Origin of the sequence: Variovorax sp. IB41 (assembly GCF_016405905.1) — a bacterium.
In the GTDB taxonomy this organism is placed as follows: Bacteria; Pseudomonadota; Gammaproteobacteria; order Burkholderiales; family Burkholderiaceae_C; genus Variovorax.
The window spans coordinates 1-20,850 of record NZ_JAEFCB010000026.1 but is presented as its reverse complement, the minus strand read 5'-3'; the positions used below and the strand labels follow the sequence as shown (position 1 = coordinate 20,850).

Annotated in this window: 20 protein-coding genes and 1 tRNA gene; 11 read left to right on the top strand and 10 right to left on the bottom strand. The window is 59.4% G+C overall.

Annotated features, from left to right (window positions below; translation table 11 throughout):
• The first annotated feature begins 23 nt into the window (after positions 1-23).
• The 5 genes from JC881_RS29165 to JC881_RS29145 all read left to right on the top strand — a co-directional run bounded on the left by JC881_RS29165 (position 24) and on the right by JC881_RS29145 (position 3,710).
• A tRNA-Thr gene (locus tag JC881_RS29165) sits at positions 24-99 on the top strand.
• 198 nt (positions 100-297) lie between these two features.
• Positions 298-906, top strand: coding sequence for an HNH endonuclease (locus tag JC881_RS29160; protein WP_198789277.1), 609 nt, complete (start codon positions 298-300; stop codon positions 904-906).
• A complete protein-coding gene (locus JC881_RS29155) occupies positions 818-1,306 on the top strand; it encodes a very short patch repair endonuclease (protein ID WP_332875313.1) in 489 nt (162 codons plus the stop codon). The genes JC881_RS29160 and JC881_RS29155 overlap by 89 nt, the downstream gene beginning before the upstream one ends.
• Before the next feature lie 86 nt (positions 1,307-1,392).
• Positions 1,393-2,748 carry an ATP-binding protein gene (locus JC881_RS29150; protein ID WP_198789276.1) on the top strand — a complete coding sequence of 452 codons (1,356 nt, stop codon included), beginning with the start codon at positions 1,393-1,395 and terminating at the stop codon, positions 2,746-2,748.
• Positions 2,748-3,710: an O-methyltransferase gene (locus JC881_RS29145; RefSeq protein WP_332875312.1), complete on the top strand. Its 963-nt coding sequence runs from the start codon at positions 2,748-2,750 to the stop codon at positions 3,708-3,710. The genes JC881_RS29150 and JC881_RS29145 overlap by 1 nt, the downstream gene beginning before the upstream one ends.
• Positions 3,711-3,736: 26 nt before the next feature.
• Here JC881_RS29145 and JC881_RS29140 read toward each other — a convergent pair whose 3' ends face one another.
• Together JC881_RS29140 and JC881_RS29135 are read right to left on the bottom strand one after the other, a co-directional pair.
• On the bottom strand, positions 3,737-4,864 hold the full coding sequence (locus JC881_RS29140; protein WP_198789274.1) for a DNA cytosine methyltransferase: 1,128 nt from the start codon (positions 4,862-4,864) through the stop codon (positions 3,737-3,739).
• 104 nt (positions 4,865-4,968) lie between these two features.
• Positions 4,969-6,168 carry a restriction endonuclease gene (locus JC881_RS29135; RefSeq protein ID WP_198789273.1) on the bottom strand — a complete coding sequence of 400 codons (1,200 nt, stop codon included), beginning with the start codon at positions 6,166-6,168 and terminating at the stop codon, positions 4,969-4,971.
• 245 nt (positions 6,169-6,413) lie between these two features.
• Here JC881_RS29135 and JC881_RS29130 point away from each other — a divergent pair, with 245 nt between their 5' ends.
• Positions 6,414-6,827, top strand: a complete 414-nt coding sequence (locus tag JC881_RS29130) for a nucleotide pyrophosphohydrolase (RefSeq protein WP_332875311.1) — start codon at positions 6,414-6,416, stop codon at positions 6,825-6,827.
• Between the two features lie 190 nt (positions 6,828-7,017).
• A complete protein-coding gene (locus JC881_RS29125) occupies positions 7,018-8,706 on the top strand; it encodes a DUF2075 domain-containing protein (protein WP_332875310.1) in 1,689 nt (562 codons plus the stop codon).
• Positions 8,707-8,743: 37 nt separating this feature from the next.
• Here JC881_RS29125 and JC881_RS29120 read toward each other — a convergent pair whose 3' ends face one another.
• Positions 8,744-9,016 carry a hypothetical protein gene (locus JC881_RS29120; protein ID WP_198789271.1) on the bottom strand — a complete coding sequence of 91 codons (273 nt, stop codon included), beginning with the start codon at positions 9,014-9,016 and terminating at the stop codon, positions 8,744-8,746.
• Positions 9,017-9,296: 280 nt separating this feature from the next.
• Between JC881_RS29120 and JC881_RS29115 the strand changes: the two genes are divergently transcribed.
• The 3 genes from JC881_RS29115 to JC881_RS29105 all read left to right on the top strand — a co-directional run bounded on the left by JC881_RS29115 (position 9,297) and on the right by JC881_RS29105 (position 11,755).
• On the top strand, positions 9,297-9,878 hold the full coding sequence (locus tag JC881_RS29115) for a helix-turn-helix domain-containing protein (protein WP_198789270.1): 582 nt from the start codon (positions 9,297-9,299) through the stop codon (positions 9,876-9,878).
• Positions 9,879-10,102: 224 nt separating this feature from the next.
• Positions 10,103-11,062: a bifunctional enoyl-CoA hydratase/phosphate acetyltransferase gene (locus JC881_RS29110; RefSeq protein WP_198789269.1), complete on the top strand. Its 960-nt coding sequence runs from the start codon at positions 10,103-10,105 to the stop codon at positions 11,060-11,062.
• A gap of 111 nt (positions 11,063-11,173) precedes the next feature.
• The gene (locus JC881_RS29105; RefSeq protein ID WP_198789268.1) at positions 11,174-11,755 is read left to right on the top strand and encodes an HD domain-containing protein; all 582 of its coding nucleotides are present in this window, start codon (positions 11,174-11,176) and stop codon (positions 11,753-11,755) included.
• Here the strand turns inward: JC881_RS29105 and JC881_RS29100 are convergent.
• A complete protein-coding gene (locus tag JC881_RS29100; protein WP_198789267.1) occupies positions 11,752-12,465 on the bottom strand; it encodes an SIR2 family NAD-dependent protein deacylase in 714 nt (237 codons plus the stop codon). The genes JC881_RS29105 and JC881_RS29100 overlap by 4 nt on opposite strands.
• A gap of 75 nt (positions 12,466-12,540) precedes the next feature.
• Between JC881_RS29100 and JC881_RS29095 the strand changes: the two genes are divergently transcribed.
• The gene (locus tag JC881_RS29095) at positions 12,541-14,412 is read left to right on the top strand and encodes an Ig-like domain-containing protein (RefSeq protein ID WP_233102105.1); all 1,872 of its coding nucleotides are present in this window, start codon (positions 12,541-12,543) and stop codon (positions 14,410-14,412) included.
• A 68-nt stretch (positions 14,413-14,480) separates the two neighbouring features.
• Here JC881_RS29095 and JC881_RS29090 read toward each other — a convergent pair whose 3' ends face one another.
• The 6 genes from JC881_RS29090 to JC881_RS29070 form a co-directional block, all read right to left on the bottom strand.
• The gene (locus tag JC881_RS29090; RefSeq protein ID WP_198789266.1) at positions 14,481-15,476 is read right to left on the bottom strand and encodes a DUF6708 domain-containing protein; all 996 of its coding nucleotides are present in this window, start codon (positions 15,474-15,476) and stop codon (positions 14,481-14,483) included.
• 3 nt (positions 15,477-15,479) lie between these two features.
• Positions 15,480-15,602, bottom strand: coding sequence for a hypothetical protein (locus tag JC881_RS32645; protein WP_269823221.1), 123 nt, complete (start codon positions 15,600-15,602; stop codon positions 15,480-15,482).
• Positions 15,603-15,657: 55 nt separating this feature from the next.
• The gene (locus tag JC881_RS29085; protein WP_198789265.1) at positions 15,658-16,647 is read right to left on the bottom strand and encodes a DUF6708 domain-containing protein; all 990 of its coding nucleotides are present in this window, start codon (positions 16,645-16,647) and stop codon (positions 15,658-15,660) included.
• A gap of 24 nt (positions 16,648-16,671) precedes the next feature.
• Positions 16,672-19,608, bottom strand: coding sequence for a T6SS effector BTH_I2691 family protein (locus JC881_RS29080; protein WP_198789264.1), 2,937 nt, complete (start codon positions 19,606-19,608; stop codon positions 16,672-16,674).
• Between the two features lie 41 nt (positions 19,609-19,649).
• Positions 19,650-20,567: a DUF4123 domain-containing protein gene (locus tag JC881_RS29075; RefSeq protein ID WP_198789263.1), complete on the bottom strand. Its 918-nt coding sequence runs from the start codon at positions 20,565-20,567 to the stop codon at positions 19,650-19,652.
• Positions 20,567-20,850 (bottom strand): DUF2345 domain-containing protein (locus JC881_RS29070; RefSeq protein WP_198789262.1); only part of this gene is annotated, 284 nt, incomplete at its 5' end. The genes JC881_RS29075 and JC881_RS29070, both read right to left, overlap by 1 nt.

The following is a 20,850-nucleotide window of genomic DNA, read 5'->3' as shown; positions in this document are numbered from 1 at the left end:
GAGTGGCTATAATCTGAGGCTTCGCCGGTGTAGCTCAGTCGGTAGAGCAGCTCATTCGTAATGAGAAGGTCGGGTGTTCGATTCATCTCTCCGGCACCAAAACTCAGGGTTCCCACAGTAACTAATTACTGACAGCGGAAATCCAGTGGTCCACCAGAAAATTTCTGGTTTGAAAGCCTCCCAACGCGGAGGCTTTTTCTTTGCCATAACGCGTCGCCATTGGGTGCAAAATTTGCGCAGGCGCAACTAGCTACTCATCACAGCGTTCTTCTGCGACGCTTGCAAGCACACATAACGATGGAAAGCGCATCGACGGTGCCAACTATGGATCTGATTGCTCTCCGAACGAAGCGTGATCGCTTGCAATTCGCAGTCGGCCGCAATCGCTCACAAAAATGGTGCCTCCGACTTTGGGGCAAGTTCATCAAAGCTAGAGATGGAAATCGCTGCGTGAACTGCGGCACCTTAACCACGATACACGCGCATCACGTTGTCAGGCAGACCCTCTATCCCTGGGGAAGATACGAACTCGGAAACGGGATCACGCTCTGCGATGAGTGCCATCGAAAGGTGCATGAGCAATTCAACGGAAGACCCGACCTTCAAAGGCCGCTCGGAGCTCTAGGTAGTGACGATCAGGACGAGTGGGCATATCTGTATGGCCTTCTCTCCGATGACGCTGTCGCTCGCCGGATCGACAGGGACGAGTTCTACTACTTGGGGGATTTCATGTTGATGTTCTTCATCAAGTGCCAGGGCTATGAGCAACTGTACGAACTGGTGGTGCAGAGAAAGCTCACTCGGATTCGTTTCGCGCATGAGATCTGGAAATCGATGCCGGAAGATTTCTACGCAAACGTTATCGAGCACATGCTCGCTCCAAACTCTCTTGAGATCAATGGTTGATCGACTCACTCCCGAAGGTCGCAGCCGTCTAATGTCGCGCATCAAGAGCAAAAACACGTTGCCCGAATTAACCGTCAGAAGAACGTTGCATCAGCTTGGGTATCGGTACCGACTGCATGCAAAAGGATTACCCGGGTCGCCAGATCTGGTCTTTTCTGGAATGGGGAAGATTATCTTTGTGCATGGCTGTTTCTGGCACGGGCACTCCTGCAAACAAGGGCGCGCCGCGTCGAAAAGCAACGTTCAGTTCTGGACTGAAAAGATCACTCGAAACAAAGCGAGGGATGTGCGAGTCTCGGCGCGCCTTCGGTCACGCGGATGGCACGTGCTCACGATCTGGGAGTGCCAGATCAAAAAAGATGTTTGGCTCAATCGAGCGCTTCGATTCTTGGCTAGGTGAATCTTCTAACCAAACATCTTCTTAGTTCTGTTACAAACGGTTCTCACATCACGATCAGCACAATGCGGTCATACAGAGGAGCGTGAATGGCAGATGAACAAAACGACCTGGCGATCAACGCATCGCCCACAAAAGAATTTTTCATCGACATTCTAGTAAGAGATATTAAATTAGCGGATGCAATTGCAGATTTAATCGACAATTGTGTGGATGGCGCTAGAAGACTTCGCCCCAATGGCGATTACAACGGTCTTACTATTGACGTTGAATTTGATGCCGGTCATTTTTCCATAATTGATAACTGCGGCGGCATTTCAATCGAAATTGCAAAGCACTACGCTTTTCGCTTTGGTCGTGCCTCTGGAATGCCAACAACGACCGGTTCTGTGGGGCAATTTGGTGTGGGCATGAAGCGTGCCTTATTTAAAATGGGTGAGCATTTTGTAGTCGAATCCGTTGATCCGGAAGGAAAATTCAAAGTTGAGGTTGATCTCCCGACATGGAAGACTGCCGTCGACAAAGATGGTCGTGAAAAATGGGAATTTGAATTTAGCGAATTAACGCGTGTTGCAGCGCCAGTCGCTCAATGTGGCACCATTGTCGAGGTAACAAAAATTCGCCCTCCCATTGCCGAAGAATTTTCGAGTCCTGTTTTTGAAAAGCGAGTACTTGATGTGATTCAGTCTGCTCACGAACAGAGCATTCATCGAGGCCTTCACATCGCAATAAATCAACACGAAATTAAACATCGGCTGTCAACCTTAATTGTCTCCAATAGCATTAAGCCAATAAAAATTGAGCGCACTTATGAGACCGAGGACCCTGATGCCGAGGGGGGGAAAATTCCCGTCCTTGTAACGATTTACGCGGGCATTAGCGAATCGTCGCAAGATCAAGCCGGATGGTATGTCATATGCAACGGGCGGCAAATTTTGAGAGCCGACAAGTCGAGAACGACTGGCTGGGATGACGTCGTTAATGATGAGAAGAAATTACCAAAGGCGCACAATCAATTTTCGCGTTTTCGAGGATTTGTATTTTTCGAGTGCGCAAAAGCAGCAGTGCTTCCTTGGAATACCATGAAGAATGCGGTTGATCCCGAATCGTCATTGTATTTAGCGGCCAAACTCGAAATGGCATCGGCTATGCGGCAGGTTATCGATTTTCTCAATAAGTTAGATGCAGAAGGTGAAGTTGAAACAACTGCGCTTTCTGATGCCATCAAAGCCGGCACGCCCCGAGCGCTTTCAGCCCTAGAGACATCGACCACATTTGTATACCCGCAAGATGATGGTTCTCGTCCAGCACCCACGAGCGTTCGAATTTCTTATACCAGGCCAATAGCTGAGGTTGAACTCGCGAAGCGCTTTTTTAATGTCACAGCAGCAAAGGCGGTTGGAGAGAAATCTTTCGAATACTTCCTTGAACGCGAGTCAACCTAATGGCTGCGAGTTATCGAAAAATCGATTACCGAGTTCGGCCCGCAAAATCGGTAGAGCGAAAAATGCTAGCCGAAATTCTACGGAAACTGGGTGAATTCGGCCGCCTGGAAGATTACAGGTATATAGGATTTGGCTCCTTGTATTTTAGCGACTTTAAATTGTTTCATCGCCTACTTGGCTTTGATTCAATGATCAGCATCGAAAATACAAATGAACCAAGTACGCGGCAGCGCTTTGATTTCAACATTCCATATCGCCACGTTAAGATGCAGTACGGCTTGTCGACGCATGTCTTAGCAAGGCTTGATTGGCATCAAAGAACGGTTTTATGGCTGGACTACGATGGCAATTTGGATCAAACCGTCCTAACCGATATTGAAACGGTATGCATAAAAGCGAAGCCCGGAAGTGCTATTTTTGTTTCCGTAAACGCTAACCCCCCGGTCGAGCATGACGAAGAGGGCAAACAGCTCCCGGTCATGGACGCACTAAAATCACGTGTCGGCGATGAGCTAATTCCCCTGGATACAAAGCCCAACGATCTTTCTGGATGGAATACGGCTCGCGTATATCGCACGATTATTCAAACAAAAATCGAAGAGACTTTGCGAAAATTTAATGGGGTACGCCCCGCTGGCTCGCGGCTTGTTTACCGGCAGCTGGCCAATTTTCACTACGAAGATGGTGCTCGAATGCTTACCGTCGGTGGCGTTTTATTTGAAGCGGACCAAGAGCATCACTTCAGTCGCTGTGACTTCCAAAAACTTCCCTTCGTGGCTCAAGGCGCAGACTCATATCTTATCGATCCACCATTTCTGACCTTTAAAGAAGTCCGTGCTATTGATGCATCGATCCCGCTGGCAGAAGCAGACTATGGAAACCTCTCCATACCGCGGGCGGATGTCGAAAAGTACATGAAGGTTTATCGTTACTTTCCGAATTTCATTGAATCTGAGGTTTAGGAAATCACCTCTTAGCTACGCAACAATTAGCGAAGCTTCTTTTTTATGGCAGAAAGTACATCTTCAGCGACTATTGGCGAAACGCTATTGCCGAGTTGTCGGAAGCTATGCCATTTTGTTCCATGAAGAGCAAACCAATCTGGAAAACCTTGAAGGCGTGCGGCTTCGCGGGGTGTTATTACTCTAGGTTGAGATGGGTGAATAGGTCGAACCGCCTGATAGCTACCTTTATCACTTCCAGTACCAGCCCGTAGCGTTGGGCATAGCCCTTTTACGTCAAGCCGCATCGCTTTTGAAATTTTGTCTACTTCTTTTGGCTTCAAACTTGAAAATCGCTTGACGACCCCAGGCGTATGAAGGGTCCCTAAGCATCCAGACGTGACGCCGAACTCAAAAAACGCATCAATTGCAAAATCGAAGCCAATATTTTTGGGCCGATGGCCTTGAGCCCTTTGAAAATAACTTGATGTATTACTGGATACCCGTTGCACCTCGCGCCATCCCTCCGACTCGTCCTGCCAAGCTGAATCAATCTCTTCCGGCAGCCCAGTCAAGGCAGTGCCAACCGTCACGAGTTCGCGTTTAATCGGAGGAACAAATATTTCTGAAGAAAGCTCGTTACAGCGCTTCGGATCAAATCCCACAAAAAAAACTCTTGTACGAGTCGTGGGAGCGCCAAAATCTGCCGCGCAGACTCGATGAGGCTTTAATAGCACGTAGTCTTTGGGTAAAAGCTTATATGCCGCTTTAACAGTTTCTTCGTTACGGATATCCAATATCCCCGGCACGTTCTCCGCAACGAAGAATGCTGGACGGGTTTCATGCACCAAACGCATGAAATGTCCGAAGAGCGAATTCCTAGAATCTTCAGGATTTCTTCTGCCCATATCACTGAAACCCTGACAAGGCGGCCCGCCGATAAGACCGGCTAGCTGACCCGCTTTTAGTCCTGAGTGAACAAGAAGGTCGTTGCCAGATAACTCAGCTACATCTACCCCGAGATGACGCGCTTTTGGAAAGTTCTTCTGGTGAGTTTCATTGGCAAAAGGGTCAATTTCGACCGATGCGGAGAGGTCGAACCCTGCGCGCGCCGCACCCAAAGAGAACCCACCGGCCCCAGCATAGAGATCCACTACCTTGCAGAGATCGGACACTACTCGCAACCTTCATTTCAAAATCCGTCGAGCTTAGCAGTGTGACGATGGTTTGTCGATCGAGGTCCTTGGCGCCTTACCACAATGAGTGGCTCGGTTAGTCGCTAGGCCGGCCAGTCGCCAAGCAGTTCGCCAACCCGCTCGACCGAACCGTAACCTGCTTGAATCAAGATTTCAGCGATGTCTCGCCCGCTGATGAAAACGATGGGATGGCGGTCGTCTCGCACCTCCTCGTATGCCTGCCTAGCAACGAGCGATGTGGTGACCAAAACTCCGAACTGTCGATTTCGAATCCGCGAGATTAGGCGGGCCACTTCGCGGACACCTACTGTCGTTGGGGTGACGCCCTCAAGTGCTGGGCGATAGCACTTAGCCTCTAACGCGAACTCCGCGTACACGGGGTCGATGCTTAGGCCGAGCAAGTACCTGCCAATTGCATCTCGTCCTCCGTCGACACTGCCTCTGGTGATCTCATCGATGATCACGCGTCGATCGGTCAGCTGATAGATCCTTGCGGCGAATGCTTCGAATGCATGAGGCGAGTCTTTGAAATGCATCCATACACGCTCCAAGATTGCCGCCTTAAGCGTCGTGTCCGGTTTCTGTTCACTCTCCGTGCGAATCACCTTCGTGGGCTCGGAGGTTAAAGGGCTATATGCACCTGATTCGATCCAAGAGCGCCATGCATTCGGCGGAGTTACCAGGGCTGCCTGCAAGGTCGATAGGCTATCGATCCACGCACGCGGGATGGTCGCTGCGTCGAGCACGGTGAACACCGACCGGTAGTTTTGGAACCTCTCACCCGCAGTCGTCTTCCATACGGCGACCAAGTCTTCCGTCATAGGGAGGCCTGGGAACCCTGGGGCCGCAAGGCCCTTGAACTGAACGGCTCGGCTGCTCTTTGCTGTGGGGCATTTCGTGAAAACAAAGAATGGGGGAACCTCCGACCTCCTCGCTGCGTCACCGTGCGCGTTCTCGAAGGTTGTCTTGAGGATCAGATTGCCTCGACGGGTGGTGTCGTGAAGATCGTGCCCCGGGGTTCGGTTGTCACCGTAGTAAACGAACTGACCGGTGTTTAGATCGAGGCGATCAGGCCAATCTCCTTCTTCGTCGCTGGAGTAGAGAACGACGAATTTCTTCCTTGCCCCTGCGCCGGATGCACGGAATCCGCCCTGATTGCCGGCGCCCGGAAGCAGCTTGGCAATCGGATCACTCCCCGCGTTGCCAGCGCTTCCACCCTCGTAGATCGCGTCAACGACAAGGTCGGCAGTCGGTAAATCCTCGAAGCTGAATATGCGGGTCATGGTCGAAGCGGAAGTCAAAAAGGGCAGCCAGAGCGACGTCGAGAAGCCTGGCCAGAACCATTCCTCGCGATATGCCTGCAGGCATGAGATTTAACAATCTTGACCGATTTCGAGCCGCGCTCAGAGATTTCTCAGAGGAGAGCCCGCAAATCGTGACTCAGCGCTAGATACACTCGTTTCATGAAATCCCGTTTGAACGCTCGCGCCCAGCTCCGCACGGGCTCGGGAAAACCAGGAGAACTTGTGTGACAGAGGAAGGCCGTTCGGGGCAAGACGCCCTCCTCGTCGATGTCACGCGACTCGCCGCGAAGCTCGATCAATTCGCCACCGAGCGCGACTGGGCCCAGTTCCACTCCCCAAAGAATTTGGTGATGGCCTTGACGGGTGAAGTCGGCGAACTGAGCGAGATCTTTCAATGGATGTCGGAGGCCGCGTCGAAAGAAGCCGGCCGAGACGCCCAAACCGCGAAGGCCGTGCAAGACGAGCTTGCGGACGTTCTGCTGTACCTCGTGCGCCTCTCGTCGGTCTTGGGCGTCGACCTCGATGCCGCGGTCCAGCAGAAGCTGAAGGACAACGCCATGCGCTATCCCGCGGACAAGGTCCGGGGCAGCAGCAAGAAGCACAGCCAGCCCGAAGCTGGCGAATCTGGGAAGGACTGAAGTGATCGTCTACGAGGCCGACAAGCAGCAATTTCTCAGCGACAACAACGACAGGGACATCGAAGACGTCATCCTCGCCAAGTACTTCAGCGCCACCGGCCGCAAGGTGCCTGCGGCGGAAATGAGGTCGTGGAGGGATTCGCTGGGCTACATGTCGCGGGTGCTCAGCGATTCGGAAATCCCGAACGACGTGGGCGTCGCCGTCGAGCTTCATATCCCGCAAAGCTCCAAGCGCATCGACATCAGCCTGACAGGCCGAGGTCACGACGAGTCAAAAAACGTCGTGATCGTGGAACTCAAGCAATGGGACAAGGTGAAGTCTTCGACCAAAGATGCGCTGGTCAGCACCTATCTCGGCGGAGGGCATCGAGAGGTGGTTCATCCCTCGTACCAAGCGTGGTCCTATGCCTCCCTCATGGAGGGCTTCAACGAAGCGGTCTATTCCGGCGGCATCTCGGTTCAGGCTTGCGCGTACCTCCACAACTACGAGCGCGACGGCGTCATCGACTCTGACCACTACGCCGGCTACATCGCAAAGGCGCCGCTGTTCCTGAAGGGCGAGGCCGAGCGAAGCATGCTTCGCAAGTTCATCAAGCAGCACATCAAGTTCGGCGACAAGAGCGTGCTCTACGAACTGGCGAACGGCCGCATCAGGCCGTCGAAGGCGCTCAGCGACAGCCTCGCGGGCTTGCTGAAGGGCAATGCCGAGTTCATCTTGATCGATGACCAGAAAGAGGTCTACGAGAACATCCTGGCCGCGGGTCGAAACGCATCGAGCGCGAGCCCCAAGGTGGTGATCGTCGAAGGCGGTCCGGGGACTGGCAAGACGGTTCTCGCCATCAATGCACTCGTCGCCTTGATGGGCGGTGGCTTGAACTGCAAGTACGTTTCGAAGAACGCGGCGCCGCGGCGTGTGTACGAGACCAAGCTCGCCGGCACGATGACGCGCACGCGTTACTCCAACCTCTTCACGGGCTCGGGTGGTTTCATCGAAACACCCGCCGACCAGTTCGACGTGCTGATCGTGGATGAGGCCCATCGCCTGAACGAGAAGAGCGGCCTGTACGGCAACCTGGGCGAGAACCAGGTGAAGGAACTCATCGCCGCCGCCAAGTGCACGGTGTTCTTCATCGATGAGGATCAGCGCGTAACGCTGAGCGACATCGGCACCAAGCAGACCATCCGCGACTTCGGCATCGGCAAGGGCGCGGAGGTGTCGGAGCACGAGCTGGCCTCCCAGTTCAGGTGCAGCGGCTCGGACGGCTACATCGCGTGGCTGGACGACACGCTCGACGTGCGAACGACAGCGAACAAGACGCTCACTCCGGCCGAGTTCGACTTCAAGGTCTTCGGCACGCCCGATGAGCTTCACGCATCGATCGCAGCGAAGAACACATCAGGCAGTGCGCGCGTCGTGGCCGGTTATTGCTGGCCGTGGACCAGCAAGAAAGACCCGAAGGCCTTCGACATCGTCATTGGTGACTATCGCAAGCGCTGGAACCTCGATGTCGACGGCAGCTTGTGGATCATCGCGCCGAACTCGATCAACGAAGTCGGCTGCATCCACACCTGCCAAGGGCTGGAAGTCGACTACATCGGAGTGATCATCGGGCCGGACCTGATCGTGCGCGACGGGCTCGTCAAGACCGTGCCAGCGGCGCGAGACCGCTACGACAAGACGTTGCGTGGCTACAAGGTTCGGTTCAAGGCCGATCCCAAAAAGGCCGCTGCAGAGGCCGACCTCATCATCAAGAACACCTACCGCACGTTGATGACGCGAGGCATGAAGGGGTGCTACGTCTACTGCAGCGACGAAGAAACCGCAGCTTATTTCCGCGCCCGGCTGTCACCCGGGGCGACGGCTGCGGTCCAGCCATGAGCATTTGAGGTGGGTTGCGATGCCCACCGTCGACGCTCTAGGCTTTCGGCTGCTCCAGCGCGATGAGCCGCTTCAGAACGTCTTGCGTGAGCCCGATGATGTCGTCCGTCAGGTCTGCGGCAAGCCACATGATGTGGTCCCGATGCCGCTCTCCGATCCCTTCGAACCATTCGCTCCAGTCCCCGTAGCAGCAACTCAGCAGAGATTGCATTTGGGTCAACTTGTTCTCAAGAATGTCCGCAGCGTCCGGCCCCTGGATTGCACGGTGGGATGGGGGCGTGTTGCGCCCGGTGATAATTTCGTCAGCCATTTGATGTGCTTTCTCTGAAAAGTTGGTGCACGTTGAGTGGTCAGACGGCCCTGGTGTTAGCGCACCTTGGCCGTCGCCTATCTGCCTCACATCGACATCGCTGCGGTGTGCATTTCGATGTCCCGCCGTGAGGCGCGGCGGTCGACAAATATAAGAACAGAAGCGCTTGAACAGAGCGCCCTCGCGGCGAACAAATCGCGCATCGCGCCAACTTTGCCCACATCGGCAAAGCAAAACAAAATGCCTTCTGTCGCGGCAATAAATGGCAATGAATTCACATATGCAAGACGCACTCGACACCCCTGCCAGCGCTGTCACTTTCGTCACCTCGGCCCTCGGCCCGGCGCTCAAGCGCTGGCGCCTGCTGCATCGCGTGAAGCAATCGCACGCGGCCGAGCTCTTCAACGTCAATCAATCGACCATCTCGCGCTGGGAGTCCGGCACGCAGGCGATGGAGCCCGCCGAGCGCGCACGCGCCGAGGCGCTGTTGTCCGCCCGGCTCGATGCGGCCGCCGACCATGCGCTCGCCAGGCTCGTCAACGAGAGCCCGCGGCCGGTGCATCTGGTGTGCGACATCACGCATCGCCTCCTGGCCTCGTCCGCGCGCAGGGCCGCCGAGTTCGGCGCGCCGCTCTCGCAGCTTTTGGGCCGCTCGCTCTGGCGCTATGCCACGCCGGAAATCGCGGGCAAGGAGGCGATGCTCGATGGCATCGGCTGGCGCGATGCGCTCGCGCCACCCTCGCTGGAGTTCGCGACGGGCACCAACAGTTCGCAGCTCGTGCCGATTGCGCAGAGCGTGTGCCGGTGGACGCGGATCACGCTGGCCGATGGCACGTCGGCGCGGTTGGTCGAAACGCTTTGACGATGGCGATGACGGCCCGCCCCATGAAAGCGCGTGCAAGCGCATGAAAGGGCTGGCCGTGATCGCGTGGCCCTCCCTGCCCGCTTCTGTGGCCTTTCGCATGGGCCTTCATGGGGATGCTGCAAACTCCTCTCCGGACTCGTCGGACGGCTGACTCTTCTGCCCTATGGGTCTGGCTTGTCTCGCTTGCATCGTCCGCCCCTCACCCCTCTTCCGGAGCCCGCATGGCGTCTTCCCCCTCTCCCGCCGCACCGCACCCCCACTACGACCGCCTGATCGCCGCCGCCCGCGCCCTCCCGCCGCTGCGCGTCGCGGTGGTCCACCCGGTCAACGCGGTGTCGCTCGAAGCGGCGCTCGCGTCCGCGGCGCTCGGCCTCATCGCGCCGACGCTGGTCGGCCCGCGCGCGAAGATCGAAGCCGCGGCGCGCGAGGCCGGCGCCGACATCTCGCACCTCACCATCGTCGATGCGCCCCACAGCCACGCCGCGGCCGATGCCGCCGTGGCCATGGCCTTGCGCGGCGAGGTCGATGCGCTCATGAAGGGGAGCCTGCACACCGACGAGCTGATGGGCGCTGTGGTGCGGCGCGAGGGGGGCCTGCGCACCTCGCGGCGCATCAGCCACTGCTTCGTGATGGACGTGCCGGGCCACGCGCAGCCGCTGGTCATCTCCGACGCGGCGATCAACATCGCGCCCACGCTCGAAGAGAAGGTCGACATCGTGCAGAACGCCATCGACCTCGCGCACGCGCTGCACATGCCCACCGTGCGGGTGGCGATTCTCTCGGCCACCGAAACGGTGAACGCCAAGGTGCCCTCCACGCTGGACGCCGCCGTGCTCTGCAAGATGGCCGACCGCGGCCAGATCACCGGCGCGCAGCTCGACGGCCCTCTGGCCATGGACAACGCCATCGACGCCGAGGCCGCGCGCATCAAAGGCATCGTCTCGCCGGTGGCCGGCCGCGCCAACGTGCTGATCGTGCCCGACCTGGACGCGGGCAACATGCTCGCCAAGAGCCTCACCTTTCTGGGCGGCGCCTATGCGGCGGGCATCGTGCTGGGCACGAAGGTGCCGGTGATCCTCACGAGCCGCGCGGATTCGGAATCGGCGCGGCTTGCGTCGTGCGCGGTGGCGTCGATGCTGGTGAAGGCGGGGAGGGATCGGTTGATCAAGGCGGTGGGGTGACGCGTCTCGCCTCGTCTCATCTCATTGATCGAATGAACAGACAAGTGAACGAAGGTGCCGCGCATATCTCATGCGTGGACACCCCCGCCCCGCCTGCCTACGATCCCGCCGATGAACATCGAGCAACTCAAGGGCAAGCTCGCCTTCCTGCGCGAGGCGGAAAAACTCAAGGACGTGCTGCGCAGCGGCCACACCTCCTCCGGTCGCGCGGAGAGCACGGCCGAGCACAGCTGGCGCCTGTGCCTCATGGCGATGGCGTTCGAAGAAGAGCTCGTCGGCCTCGACCTGCTGCGCGTGCTGAAGCTGTGCGTGGTGCACGACCTGGGCGAGGCGATTCATGGCGACGTTCCGGCGACGAGCCAGCATGCGCACCCCGACAAGAGCGAGCGCGAGCGCCGCGATCTGCTCACGCTGATGGCGCCGCTCGATGCCGGGCTGCGCGGCGAGCTGCTCGCGCTGTGGGACGAGTACGAAGCCGCCGCCTCGCCCGAGGCCCAGGCGGTGAAGGCGCTCGACAAGCTGGAGACGATCCTGCAGCACAGCCAGGGCGCGAACCCCGAGAATTTCGACTACGCGTTCAACCTGGGGTATGGGCGCAAGCACACGGGCACTGCGCCGCTTTTCAGCGCGTTGCGCGAGTTGCTCGATGACGCGACGCGGCGGCGGATGGTGCCTTCGGCGCCCGTGCATTAGCGCGTATCGGGCGGCGCCTCGCTCAGCCACTTCGCGGCCAGCGCGGGCACCACGTCCGTCGCCCTGCCCTGCAGGAAGGTGAAGCCGCGCGGCACGTCTTCGATCTCGAGCGCGACCAGTGCCTTCTGTGCATCGCGGTGCGCGTACTGCACGAGCGACGCCGCCGGGTTCACCGTGAGCGACGTGCCCACCACCAGCACGCGCGCCGCGGTGGCCACGTGCGCTTCTGCCTCGTCGAAGTGCCGCACCGATTCGCCGAACCACACGATGTCGGGCCGCAGCTGCGTGCCGTCTTCGCACAGCTGGCCGAGGACGATGGGCTCGCCGTCGATGCGGTAGCGCCTGGGCGTGGGCGACGTGCCGCGCGCATACGCGAGCTCGCCGTGCACATGCAGCACGTGACGCGAGCCCGCGCGCTCGTGCAGTGCATCGACGTTCTGCGTGACGATGACCACCTCGTAGGCGGCCTCCAGCGATGCGATGGCGATGTGCGCCGCGTTCGGCTCTGCCTGCCAGGCCTTCTGCCGGCGCTCGTTGTAGAAGGCCAGCACCGCCTCGGGATGGCGCTGCCATCCATCGGGGCTCGCGAGCTCCTGCCACGAATAGCTGTTCCACAGCCCCTTCGCATCGCGAAAGGTGGGCAGTCCGCTCTCGGCGCTCACGCCGGAGCCGGAGAGCACGACGATCTTGCGGGGCTGCAGTTGTTTCATATTTGTAAAAAGAATCGGGGTATGTGTCTAAATACGCACTAAACTTACATTTTCGATACATATCCTTTGGGGCAGATGCGCGCTCTTCTCTCGCTGGTTCGCCGGGCTTTTCCCTCTGGGGCCGCGCTCTTCTGCGGTGCATTGCTGGCCAGCCAGGCGGCGTGGGCGGGCCTCAACGATGTTGGCAATGCGCCACACAGTGTGCATCGCCTGAAGTTCTACGTCGACCCCGCGCTTTCCGACGAACTCGGCCCGCAAGAGGCCGGCCGGCGCCTTGCGCAGTACGTGGCCGACGTCAACACGGTCTTCACGCGCGAGACGGTGCGCAGCTTCGTCTTCGACCCGTCGAACGACCTGCAGCTGGTGGCGCCCGCCATGGCGCCGGCGTGCAGCCACAACGGGCTGGTGAACGGCGAGATTGCAGTGTGCATCTCGAAGTCGACCCGCGGCTACAGCCACGGCGGCCTCGCCGCGAGCTGGACCTTTCCGCAGAAGGGCGTGACCTGGAACCTGAACTGGATCGCGCTGCACGACCCCCTGCGCCTGTCGCGCGACATCACCAAGGCCGCGCCCGAATCCACCGAGAAAGACTACCTCGGCCGCCAACTGAAGACGCTGCTGCACGAGCTGGAGCACGTGTTCGGCGCGGGCGCGGGCGAGTACTACAACGCCTCGATGGTGAAGGACACCACCGGCACCGCGCCGCAGGCCGACCTGGCGCTGATGAGCGACACCGACCGCTACTGGTGGACGCGCCAGAGCTGGCGGCTCGACCCGCTGCTGGGCACGGTGTTCGAGCAGCGGCGCGACCCGGCGACCAACCGCGTCATCACGCTGAACATGATCCGCTTCACTGCGGGCACCAAGGCCAACATCAACACCGACTGGAGCGACTGGCCGAAGTACGGCACCTCGAAGTTCATGGCGGGCACGACGGCCACGCAGGTGCGCATCACCGACCGCGCGACGGGCACCGCGCTCGCGGGCGCGCAGGTGTCGGTGTGGCGCAATGCGGGCACGTCGACGGAGCAGCCGATGGTGCTGCTCGCGCAGGGCGCGGCCGATGAGGCAGGCCGCTTCGCGTTCGACTGGGCGTGCGGCTTCACGTGCTTCAACAGCGCGAAGTCGACGCTGCTGGTGAAGGCGTCCGCGCCGGGGCGCTCGCCCGCGGCGAGCTGGTTCACGATCTTCGATGCGTTCGAGCAGAAGGCGGTGAAGGGCCAATCGACCTTCACGATCGACATGGCACTGGGCGGCGTGGACAACGTGCCGCCGACGGTGTCGGTCTCGGCGCCCGCGATGGCGACCATCGGGCAGCCGGTGACCATTGCACCGGCCGTGGTGGACAACGTGGGCGTGTGGGGCGTGAAGGTGGCGGGCGCCGATGGCATTCCGATCTGCACCTTCGAAGCGCCGCCCTTCACCTGCACCTGGACGCCGATGACGCCGGGCATGCAGACGATCCGCGTGATCGGCGTGGACGCGGCCGGCAACTCGGCGATGGCGACTGCGAATGTGATGGTGACTGCGCCCGCGGATGTGGCGCCGCCTGTGGTGTCGGTCGCGGTGCCGGCTGCAACGGGGGTCAGCCGCACGACGACGCTCTCCGCTGCGGCGCAAGCGAATGCGGGGATCGCCGAGCTTCAGTTCATCGTGGATGGGAAGACGCTGTGCACTGTGAAGGCCGCGCCGTATACGTGCAATTGGACGCCCGGGGCGGCGGGGTACGCGAGCATCGAGGCGCGGGTTGTGGATGGGATGGGGAATGTTGCCAGCGTGTCGGCGAACATGCAGGTGAATGCGCAGGTCACGCCGTACCGGGCGTTGGCGATGAAGGAGGGGGAGAAGGATGTGGCGGAGCGGTTGATGACGCAGGCCGCTGCGCCGGCTGCGGCGGTGCAGAAGGTGCGGACGGCTGTGGCTTTGCGGGAGCGGAGTGGGTCTTGAGGGTGAGGTCGCCACGACATGGGTAACCGCCCTCGCCTGCACCTCCAGATCTTCACTCGGTCATTCGCTTACAGGCGTTGCTTGCGCAGTTCGTTCCTGCGCACGGCGCGCTGGTAGATCGCATCGTTCTCGGCAAAAGCGCCCATGAACTCGGGCTCGGGCCAATGGTGCGGATCGCCGGGCTCCATCGCACCTTCGGCCTGGATGTCGGCGGGCCACACGGGCTCTTTGCAGGTCTTGAAGCTCAGCCAACGGGTCAAGGTGAGCGCGCCGTACAGCGGAAACAGCACATGCCGCATCGGGAACAGGCTTTGCCCCAGGGCGAAGCACACCCACACGTAGCAGTTCTTCCAACTGGGTTTGAGCGAAAGGGTGATCACGCCGTCGAGCGGGTCGTCCACCACATGGGAGGGCCCTTGCTCCATGTAGCGGCGGATGAACTCCCACTGCTCCACGATGCGCAGATCTTCATCGGTGCTGTGGCCCACGGTGAAGGTGTCCTGAACCGATCGGCTCGCATCGAGCACATGGCAGCGCAGGTCGCGCAGCACCTTGTTCTGCATGCCATGGCCGATGTGGAAGTACAGACTGGGGTCGCCCCAAGGCACGCTCAGCACGCCGCCCGCGCCGTTATGGCGAAAGACGTGGATCTTGCCGGTCTTGCGATTGAAACGAATCGGGTTGTGCGTGTAGGCAAAGAGGTCGAAGCGGAGCAAGTTCTTCCACACGAAATAAGCGAGAAAAAGAAATGTGCTTTCTCCCGCGGCCACGATCAGATACGTCGCGAGTGTGAACTCTTGAGTCGATTCGACGGCCAGGTAAATTCCACCGAAGAAAGCACCGAGAACAATCAGTTCGCAAAACAAGAAGGCCAATGTCGCCGACATTCCCTTGAGCTTGAATCCCCTGTCTACGAACTCGATGAAGGTGGAGTTGAAATGAATCAATCCCACGCCGTCTTCGGGGATGACGTCCTGCTTGCGTCCAAACGGCAAGTGATCTTTTTCTTCTTGCGAGGTCAGCGGGCGATTCTTTGAAAATTGCGGGTACCAGCCTGTCAACATGGGTCAGCCCGCCTTGGCTGCGTCATGAGCGGCCTTTTGCGCTGCCTCGCGCAACGCCTTGATGGCATTTGCAAAAGCCAAGAACAGGATGGCGCCAAAGGTGAACACGACGCCGCTGGAAACCATGATTTGACTCGACCCCAAATTGAGTGAATCGTGAGATCGGACGAACGGACAGTGATCAGGTGCCGTCCTTCGTAGCCTCGCCTTCGGGTCGCAACTTGTGTGTTGGATCGGCCTTCAAGTCTTCTTCGGTAATCGCCACACCCAGCGCGTCCTTGACCTCTTGCGGCCAGCGCACCTTCTGCGCGGTCCACACCACGAAGCGATTGACGACGAAGAACACGGCGAACAATGGCAAGGCCAAGTGTTGCCACAGCTGGGTCCACGGCAACTCCTTCCAGTCCTGCCAGTAGTTCTTCTTGCGTTGCTTCAGCGCTTCGATCATGTCGAAGGTCGCACCTTTGTAAGGCGGCGCCTCACCGGCAATCAGGGGGGCGGCGTCGCGCTCCATATAGCGGCGGATGTACTCCCACAAGGCACTGGGAAAGTCGACGGGTCCGATCGGGTAGGCATCGGCGATGGTGGGATCGGTTTCGCTCTTGCGCATGAGAAACACCAAGTAGTGATCTCGAGAAACGCTGGCCGTGCTGGCACGGGCTTTGGTGTGATGTTCGGCATCTACCAAAGACCAATCGATGACACGAATCTCGACCGCCGAGGGGCCAAACAGGATGAAGCGCCTTCGGCCGGAGCGATGCACGTAGTAGACCCTGCGGCGGGCGCGATCGAAATAGATCGGCGATTCGCTTGGGCTGAACATCTCGAAGTAGATGCCGATGAAGAAAACACAGAACAAGCAGAGGATGCCTATTGCAGTGAGCACATAGTGGCCCTTCGCCAAGTCTCCGAAAAAGGATTCGCGAAAAAAATACAGGCCGAGCAGTCCGCAAATCAGGCCCAAGGTGGTTGCATATCCTCCCGCTGCCACCAATGAACCGCCGTTGATCTCGATCGCATCGCGATACACCCCAGACAGCCTCCCTTGGTGCCCCGCCTGCGCACCCGCAGCCCGCTTCTTGTCATAGCGCTTGGTCAGGCCAAAGACTTTGCCGTCGAGCCGTGTTTCGTCGGTACTCTCACCGCTGGTGTCAAAGCCGATCAGCTTCATGGTCGAACTCCTGGAACCGACAACTCAACCATAGCTTGCGGCCTCCGGTGCGAGATCGCGCTCCAGCAGCACGGATCCCTTCACTTCATCAGCCGACGCGACGCCCAATGCCTTGACGAGTTCGGCATCTTCTTCAGCTGCGGATTTGAATCGCGGCGCCTCGCCACTGTCTTTGCCAAAATAACTTCGCGCCGCCCAACGCTGCAGTTCGGTGCGAGTGGTCACGATGGCAAAGACGGTGGCGCCTATGCCCACGATCAGCAACACCAGCCCCACCCCTGAAACTACGGCCGCCACCGTGCCTGCGGTCGCGGCCAGGGCTTCGGCGGCGACGACACCAGCGGCGCGCAATACGACGCGGCGGGCAATAAAGCGACTGATGGCGGCTCCACTGGCGGCATCTCCCGCAACGTACGCACTCGTGAACGAAGTCCCGATAAAGGTCCATTGAGCAGTTCGATACCCAACAAACGCGGCCGTATCCCCTTCTTTTTCCGCCCCCTCTGCCTTGTATGCCGACATCACCGCATTCAGCGCACCACCCGCCACGCCCGCCAAGCCCGCCACTGTCTTGAGGACTGCCAGCTTCGTGCTCATCTGAATCAGCTGCCTGCCCGCGGCCTGCTCCATCAGCGCAGCCTTATGCGCCCCCGCCAGCATGTCAGCTGTCGCACCGGTGAAGCCGCTGACGCCATCGGCCACGCTCAGGGCCGCGTCACGCAGCTTTTCGCCGCCGGGGCCATTGAGTTCCTTGAACAGGACAGGCAACGCCTGATACAGCCCGATCGCCTGCACGATCATCCCGCCGATGCCCAGTCGCTGGTCGATCCGTCCTTCGGCTACGAGATTGGCGGCTTCAATCTTTCTGTATTGCTGCACCCGCTCGACGGCCGACTCGGTCGTGACGACGGCATTCAATGACTTGGCTCGCTCCTTGACGGCCTCGAAGGCCTTGGTGCTGGGCGCTCCTTTCGCGTAGCCTTGCATGCGAGGTGCCTCGCCCGGTCGCAATGTCACTGCGCCACTTTCGGTGTTCACGTCCGAAAGCTCCAGCACCAGCACTCTTTTGTCGTTCTGGTTGAAGGCGGTGCGGTCTCGCTGGGAATATTGATCCTTGGGTGCCGCTGCCACGCGCTTGATGGCTTGCGCCGCGGTCACACGGCGCTCCACCAGAATCGCCATGTTCGGCTCGCCCCCATTGACCGCTGTTTCGATGGCCATCAGCAGGGTGTTGTGTCCCACGGCCAACTTTGGCAGCTTCTGCAGATAGGTGGCCGCCTGCGCCGGGTTGCCGCGCAATAGCAGAAATGCCGCAGCACCCAACGCGGTTTGATGACCACCGGCAAAGGCAGCCACAGCGTCGGTCATCCAGGAGTATTTTTTCCCACCTTCCAACGTAAACAGACCCTTGAGCATGTCGTACGTCTTGTCGCGCATGTTGTCGCTGTTGCCGCGATCGGCATCGCCCGCGAGCAGCCCGTTGATCTGTTCGATCACCACCTTCTGGTTGCCGAACATGGCGCGCAACGCGACGGCCTGCTTGTCGGTGACGGGCTTGTCGAGCAGATGCTCCAGATATTCCTTGTAGTGGCGCTGGCTGCTCAGCGGCTGCGGCAAGTGCACTAGGCTGCTTTCGCTGCAATAGATCTCGCCCGGACTGACCGGCGCGATGACCCTGTTGGGCTCGTCTTCGTCGAAATGGCATTCGAAGTACTTCAGCGTCGAGATCGATTTCATGGCCTTGAGCCAATCGGCTTCATACGGCTCCAGTTTCCTGCCATCTTCCTCGACCCGGTTTCTGGCCCTTGCCACGAGTTGGTTGCGGCGCGCTTCGTCGAGCTGGCTGCCGATCTTGGCCCAGTCGCTTTCACCGAGTTTCTTGCCGCGCGCTGCAATGGCTCTTTCGCGGCGAGCATCAGGGGGATTGATGATCTGTCCGTTGAGACTCCCATCCGCGGCCTTGCTGCCGTCGGATGAAGGCTCCCACCGGTAGCCGCCTTCCGTGACGTAGCGCGAGTCCTTTATCTTGTTCCAAGCACTTTCCGAAGTGCTGCCATTGGCTTCGTTCTGCGCGCGCACGGCGGCCACCGCGCGGATCGCCTCCTCCAGGCCCCGCAATGCGGCATCGCTGGCCAATGCGCGCGCATCGGTCGAATTGGCCAATGCCTCTTTCAAAGCCTTGTCCTTCGCGATCCGGATGCCGTTGAGGTCCGCCGCCAAACCCGCCGGATCGGGGATCGCCAGCACCAGTTCCTTGTCTTTCGTGTCGGGGCTTGCCTCGGCTTGCTTGCGCATGACCATTGTCAGGCTGACTGCGGCAGCCTCGCCCGCCTTTGCCGGATAGAACGGCGTTGCGCTCTCGACGTTGGCGTGCGTGAAATCGGCGAGGACGTAGTCGGCCACGTGTTGTCCGATAAGTGCAGCTTCGGCCTTGAGGCCGCTTGGCTGCGTGGCCGAGCCGAGGTCGACCTTGACCATCCCGGCAGCACCTGGATCCTTGGCGACGACTGCTTTGATCTTGTCGCTCCACCAGTTCATGCTGAAGCCTATCCAGACAGTGCCCACCTGCTTGGGTTCCTCGATGCAAATGGTGCGCAGGTCATGGGGGTGGGTGGACTTTCGGCTACACGCGGCCTCTGTCTTGTCGAAGACAAACTCCCCCTCGGGAAGCATCGCCCCCTGCGCCGAGACCCGATAGCCCTCCCAGCTTTTTCTCAACTTCTGCGGTCTGCCGGCCGGATAGTAGACATACACATAGCCGCCTTGGCGCAGGAGCCGCAATGCGTAACGCGACTGCTCGATCCGAGGCAATCGCAGAGCTTGGACGACGGCGTCATGAGTGAGCAATCTGCCGGCGTCAGCAGGTGCAAACGCACTGTCTTTCGCAATGGCGGTCGGACGCACCAGCAAGATCGACAAGCCGCTCTTGTCACAACGTCTGCATTGGGAGGAGGTTGCCATGGCGCGTCCAGAGAGAAAACAAAAAATCGGGGTGCTTCAGGTCAAAGCGCGAACCAATGCGCGCGCTGCTCTGAAAGCATGTCTTGCATGCGACCGCCAAACCGCTGCAACGATATCAATTGATCGTCCAGGCCCCGCCAGCTCTCGAATGCCTCATGGCACAGTGCCTCGACCGAATAGGCCGCCTGGTCCTGTGGGTTGACGATACCGCGGCGTTGAGCATTCGCCACCTTGCGCAACACCTGCACCGTGGCGTCAGCCGGCAACGGATAGCGCAGTTGCTGCCACGCCATCAGCGCGCGGTTGATTGCTTCAGCCTGCAATGGCAGCGTCCAATGCCGCTGCTCCAACTTGAGCGGAAGAATGCGCAGCTCGCCTGGAGTGCCCTGCAGGCTTTGCAGCTTGAAGTTCATGTCAAGATAAATCCAGTCGGTCACGCCCTTGAGCGCTTCGCGCCAATCGATGACCGGCATTGGCGATTGATTCTCCATATGCGGCATCTGATGCAGCAGCGCGAGCATTCGTCGGTCTGCGAGCCGCAGATAGCGCTTTGCATTCGGCGCTCCTCGCGCCCTGAACAGATGGCTCAATTGCCGTGCCAGCACTGCGCCTGCGCCGTTGCTTGTCTGCAGCCAGGCACCGATCCGAAAGGCGCCGCTCCCGACCGCGCACGCTACCAGATGCTCGCGCACGGCGATGGTCAGGCTCACGTCCAGCAAAGGGTCGTGCCTGTCCTCCAGTTCGATTAAATAAGGCGATCGATCCGGCGGCACATCGAAGGATGCGCCATCGATCGGGTATCTGGCGTGGCGGCCGTCCAGGCTTTTCTCATCGCCCAGGAATGGATCGATCAGGAGATAGATGGGACGACCCGGCGCAAAGCGGGACATCAGTTGCGCGGACAACGATTCGACCAGTGCGGCAGGCACGTCGTCCCAGGGCCAATTCGGCAAGCGCATCAGATCAGTCCTCCGCCACCGACTGCGGTTGTTTCTGCACCGGGGGCGCATCCCTTGAAGTCGCTGTTTGGCAGGCTGTTGCTCGCACTGTCCCCCTGCGGCCCGACGAAGTTGTGCATTCCTCGGAACGTCACCTTCCCCGGCGCATGAATCTTGATGCTCGCGCCTTCGAGCTTGATGTACGCGCCCGCACTGGTCAGCAGCACGTGTGTCGGTGCTTCCACCTCCACGTTCTTCGTCGTGCTCGCGATCGTCACCTTCTTGTCGGCCGCGATCCTGGTGG

Coding starts and splice junctions, on each gene's coding strand:
- JC881_RS29120 (WP_198789271.1), bottom strand. CDS start 9,016: ATGGCTGACGAAATTATCACCGGGCGCAACACGCCCCCATCCCACCGT.
- JC881_RS29160 (WP_198789277.1), top strand. CDS start 298: ATGGAAAGCGCATCGACGGTGCCAACTATGGATCTGATTGCTCTCCGA.
- JC881_RS29155 (WP_332875313.1), top strand. CDS start 818: ATGAGATCTGGAAATCGATGCCGGAAGATTTCTACGCAAACGTTATCG.
- JC881_RS29090 (WP_198789266.1), bottom strand. CDS start 15,476: ATGTTGACAGGCTGGTACCCGCAATTTTCAAAGAATCGCCCGCTGACC.
- JC881_RS29075 (WP_198789263.1), bottom strand. CDS start 20,567: ATGCGCTTGCCGAATTGGCCCTGGGACGACGTGCCTGCCGCACTGGTC.
- JC881_RS29095 (WP_233102105.1), top strand. CDS start 12,541: ATGCGCGCTCTTCTCTCGCTGGTTCGCCGGGCTTTTCCCTCTGGGGCC.
- JC881_RS29105 (WP_198789268.1), top strand. CDS start 11,174: ATGAACATCGAGCAACTCAAGGGCAAGCTCGCCTTCCTGCGCGAGGCG.
- JC881_RS29115 (WP_198789270.1), top strand. CDS start 9,297: ATGCAAGACGCACTCGACACCCCTGCCAGCGCTGTCACTTTCGTCACC.
- JC881_RS29080 (WP_198789264.1), bottom strand. CDS start 19,608: ATGGCAACCTCCTCCCAATGCAGACGTTGTGACAAGAGCGGCTTGTCG.
- JC881_RS29100 (WP_198789267.1), bottom strand. CDS start 12,465: ATGAAACAACTGCAGCCCCGCAAGATCGTCGTGCTCTCCGGCTCCGGC.
- JC881_RS29150 (WP_198789276.1), top strand. CDS start 1,393: ATGGCAGATGAACAAAACGACCTGGCGATCAACGCATCGCCCACAAAA.
- JC881_RS29085 (WP_198789265.1), bottom strand. CDS start 16,647: ATGAAGCTGATCGGCTTTGACACCAGCGGTGAGAGTACCGACGAAACA.
- JC881_RS29110 (WP_198789269.1), top strand. CDS start 10,103: ATGGCGTCTTCCCCCTCTCCCGCCGCACCGCACCCCCACTACGACCGC.
- JC881_RS29135 (WP_198789273.1), bottom strand. CDS start 6,168: ATGACCCGCATATTCAGCTTCGAGGATTTACCGACTGCCGACCTTGTC.
- JC881_RS32645 (WP_269823221.1), bottom strand. CDS start 15,602: ATGGTTTCCAGCGGCGTCGTGTTCACCTTTGGCGCCATCCTGTTCTTG.
- JC881_RS29145 (WP_332875312.1), top strand. CDS start 2,748: ATGGCTGCGAGTTATCGAAAAATCGATTACCGAGTTCGGCCCGCAAAA.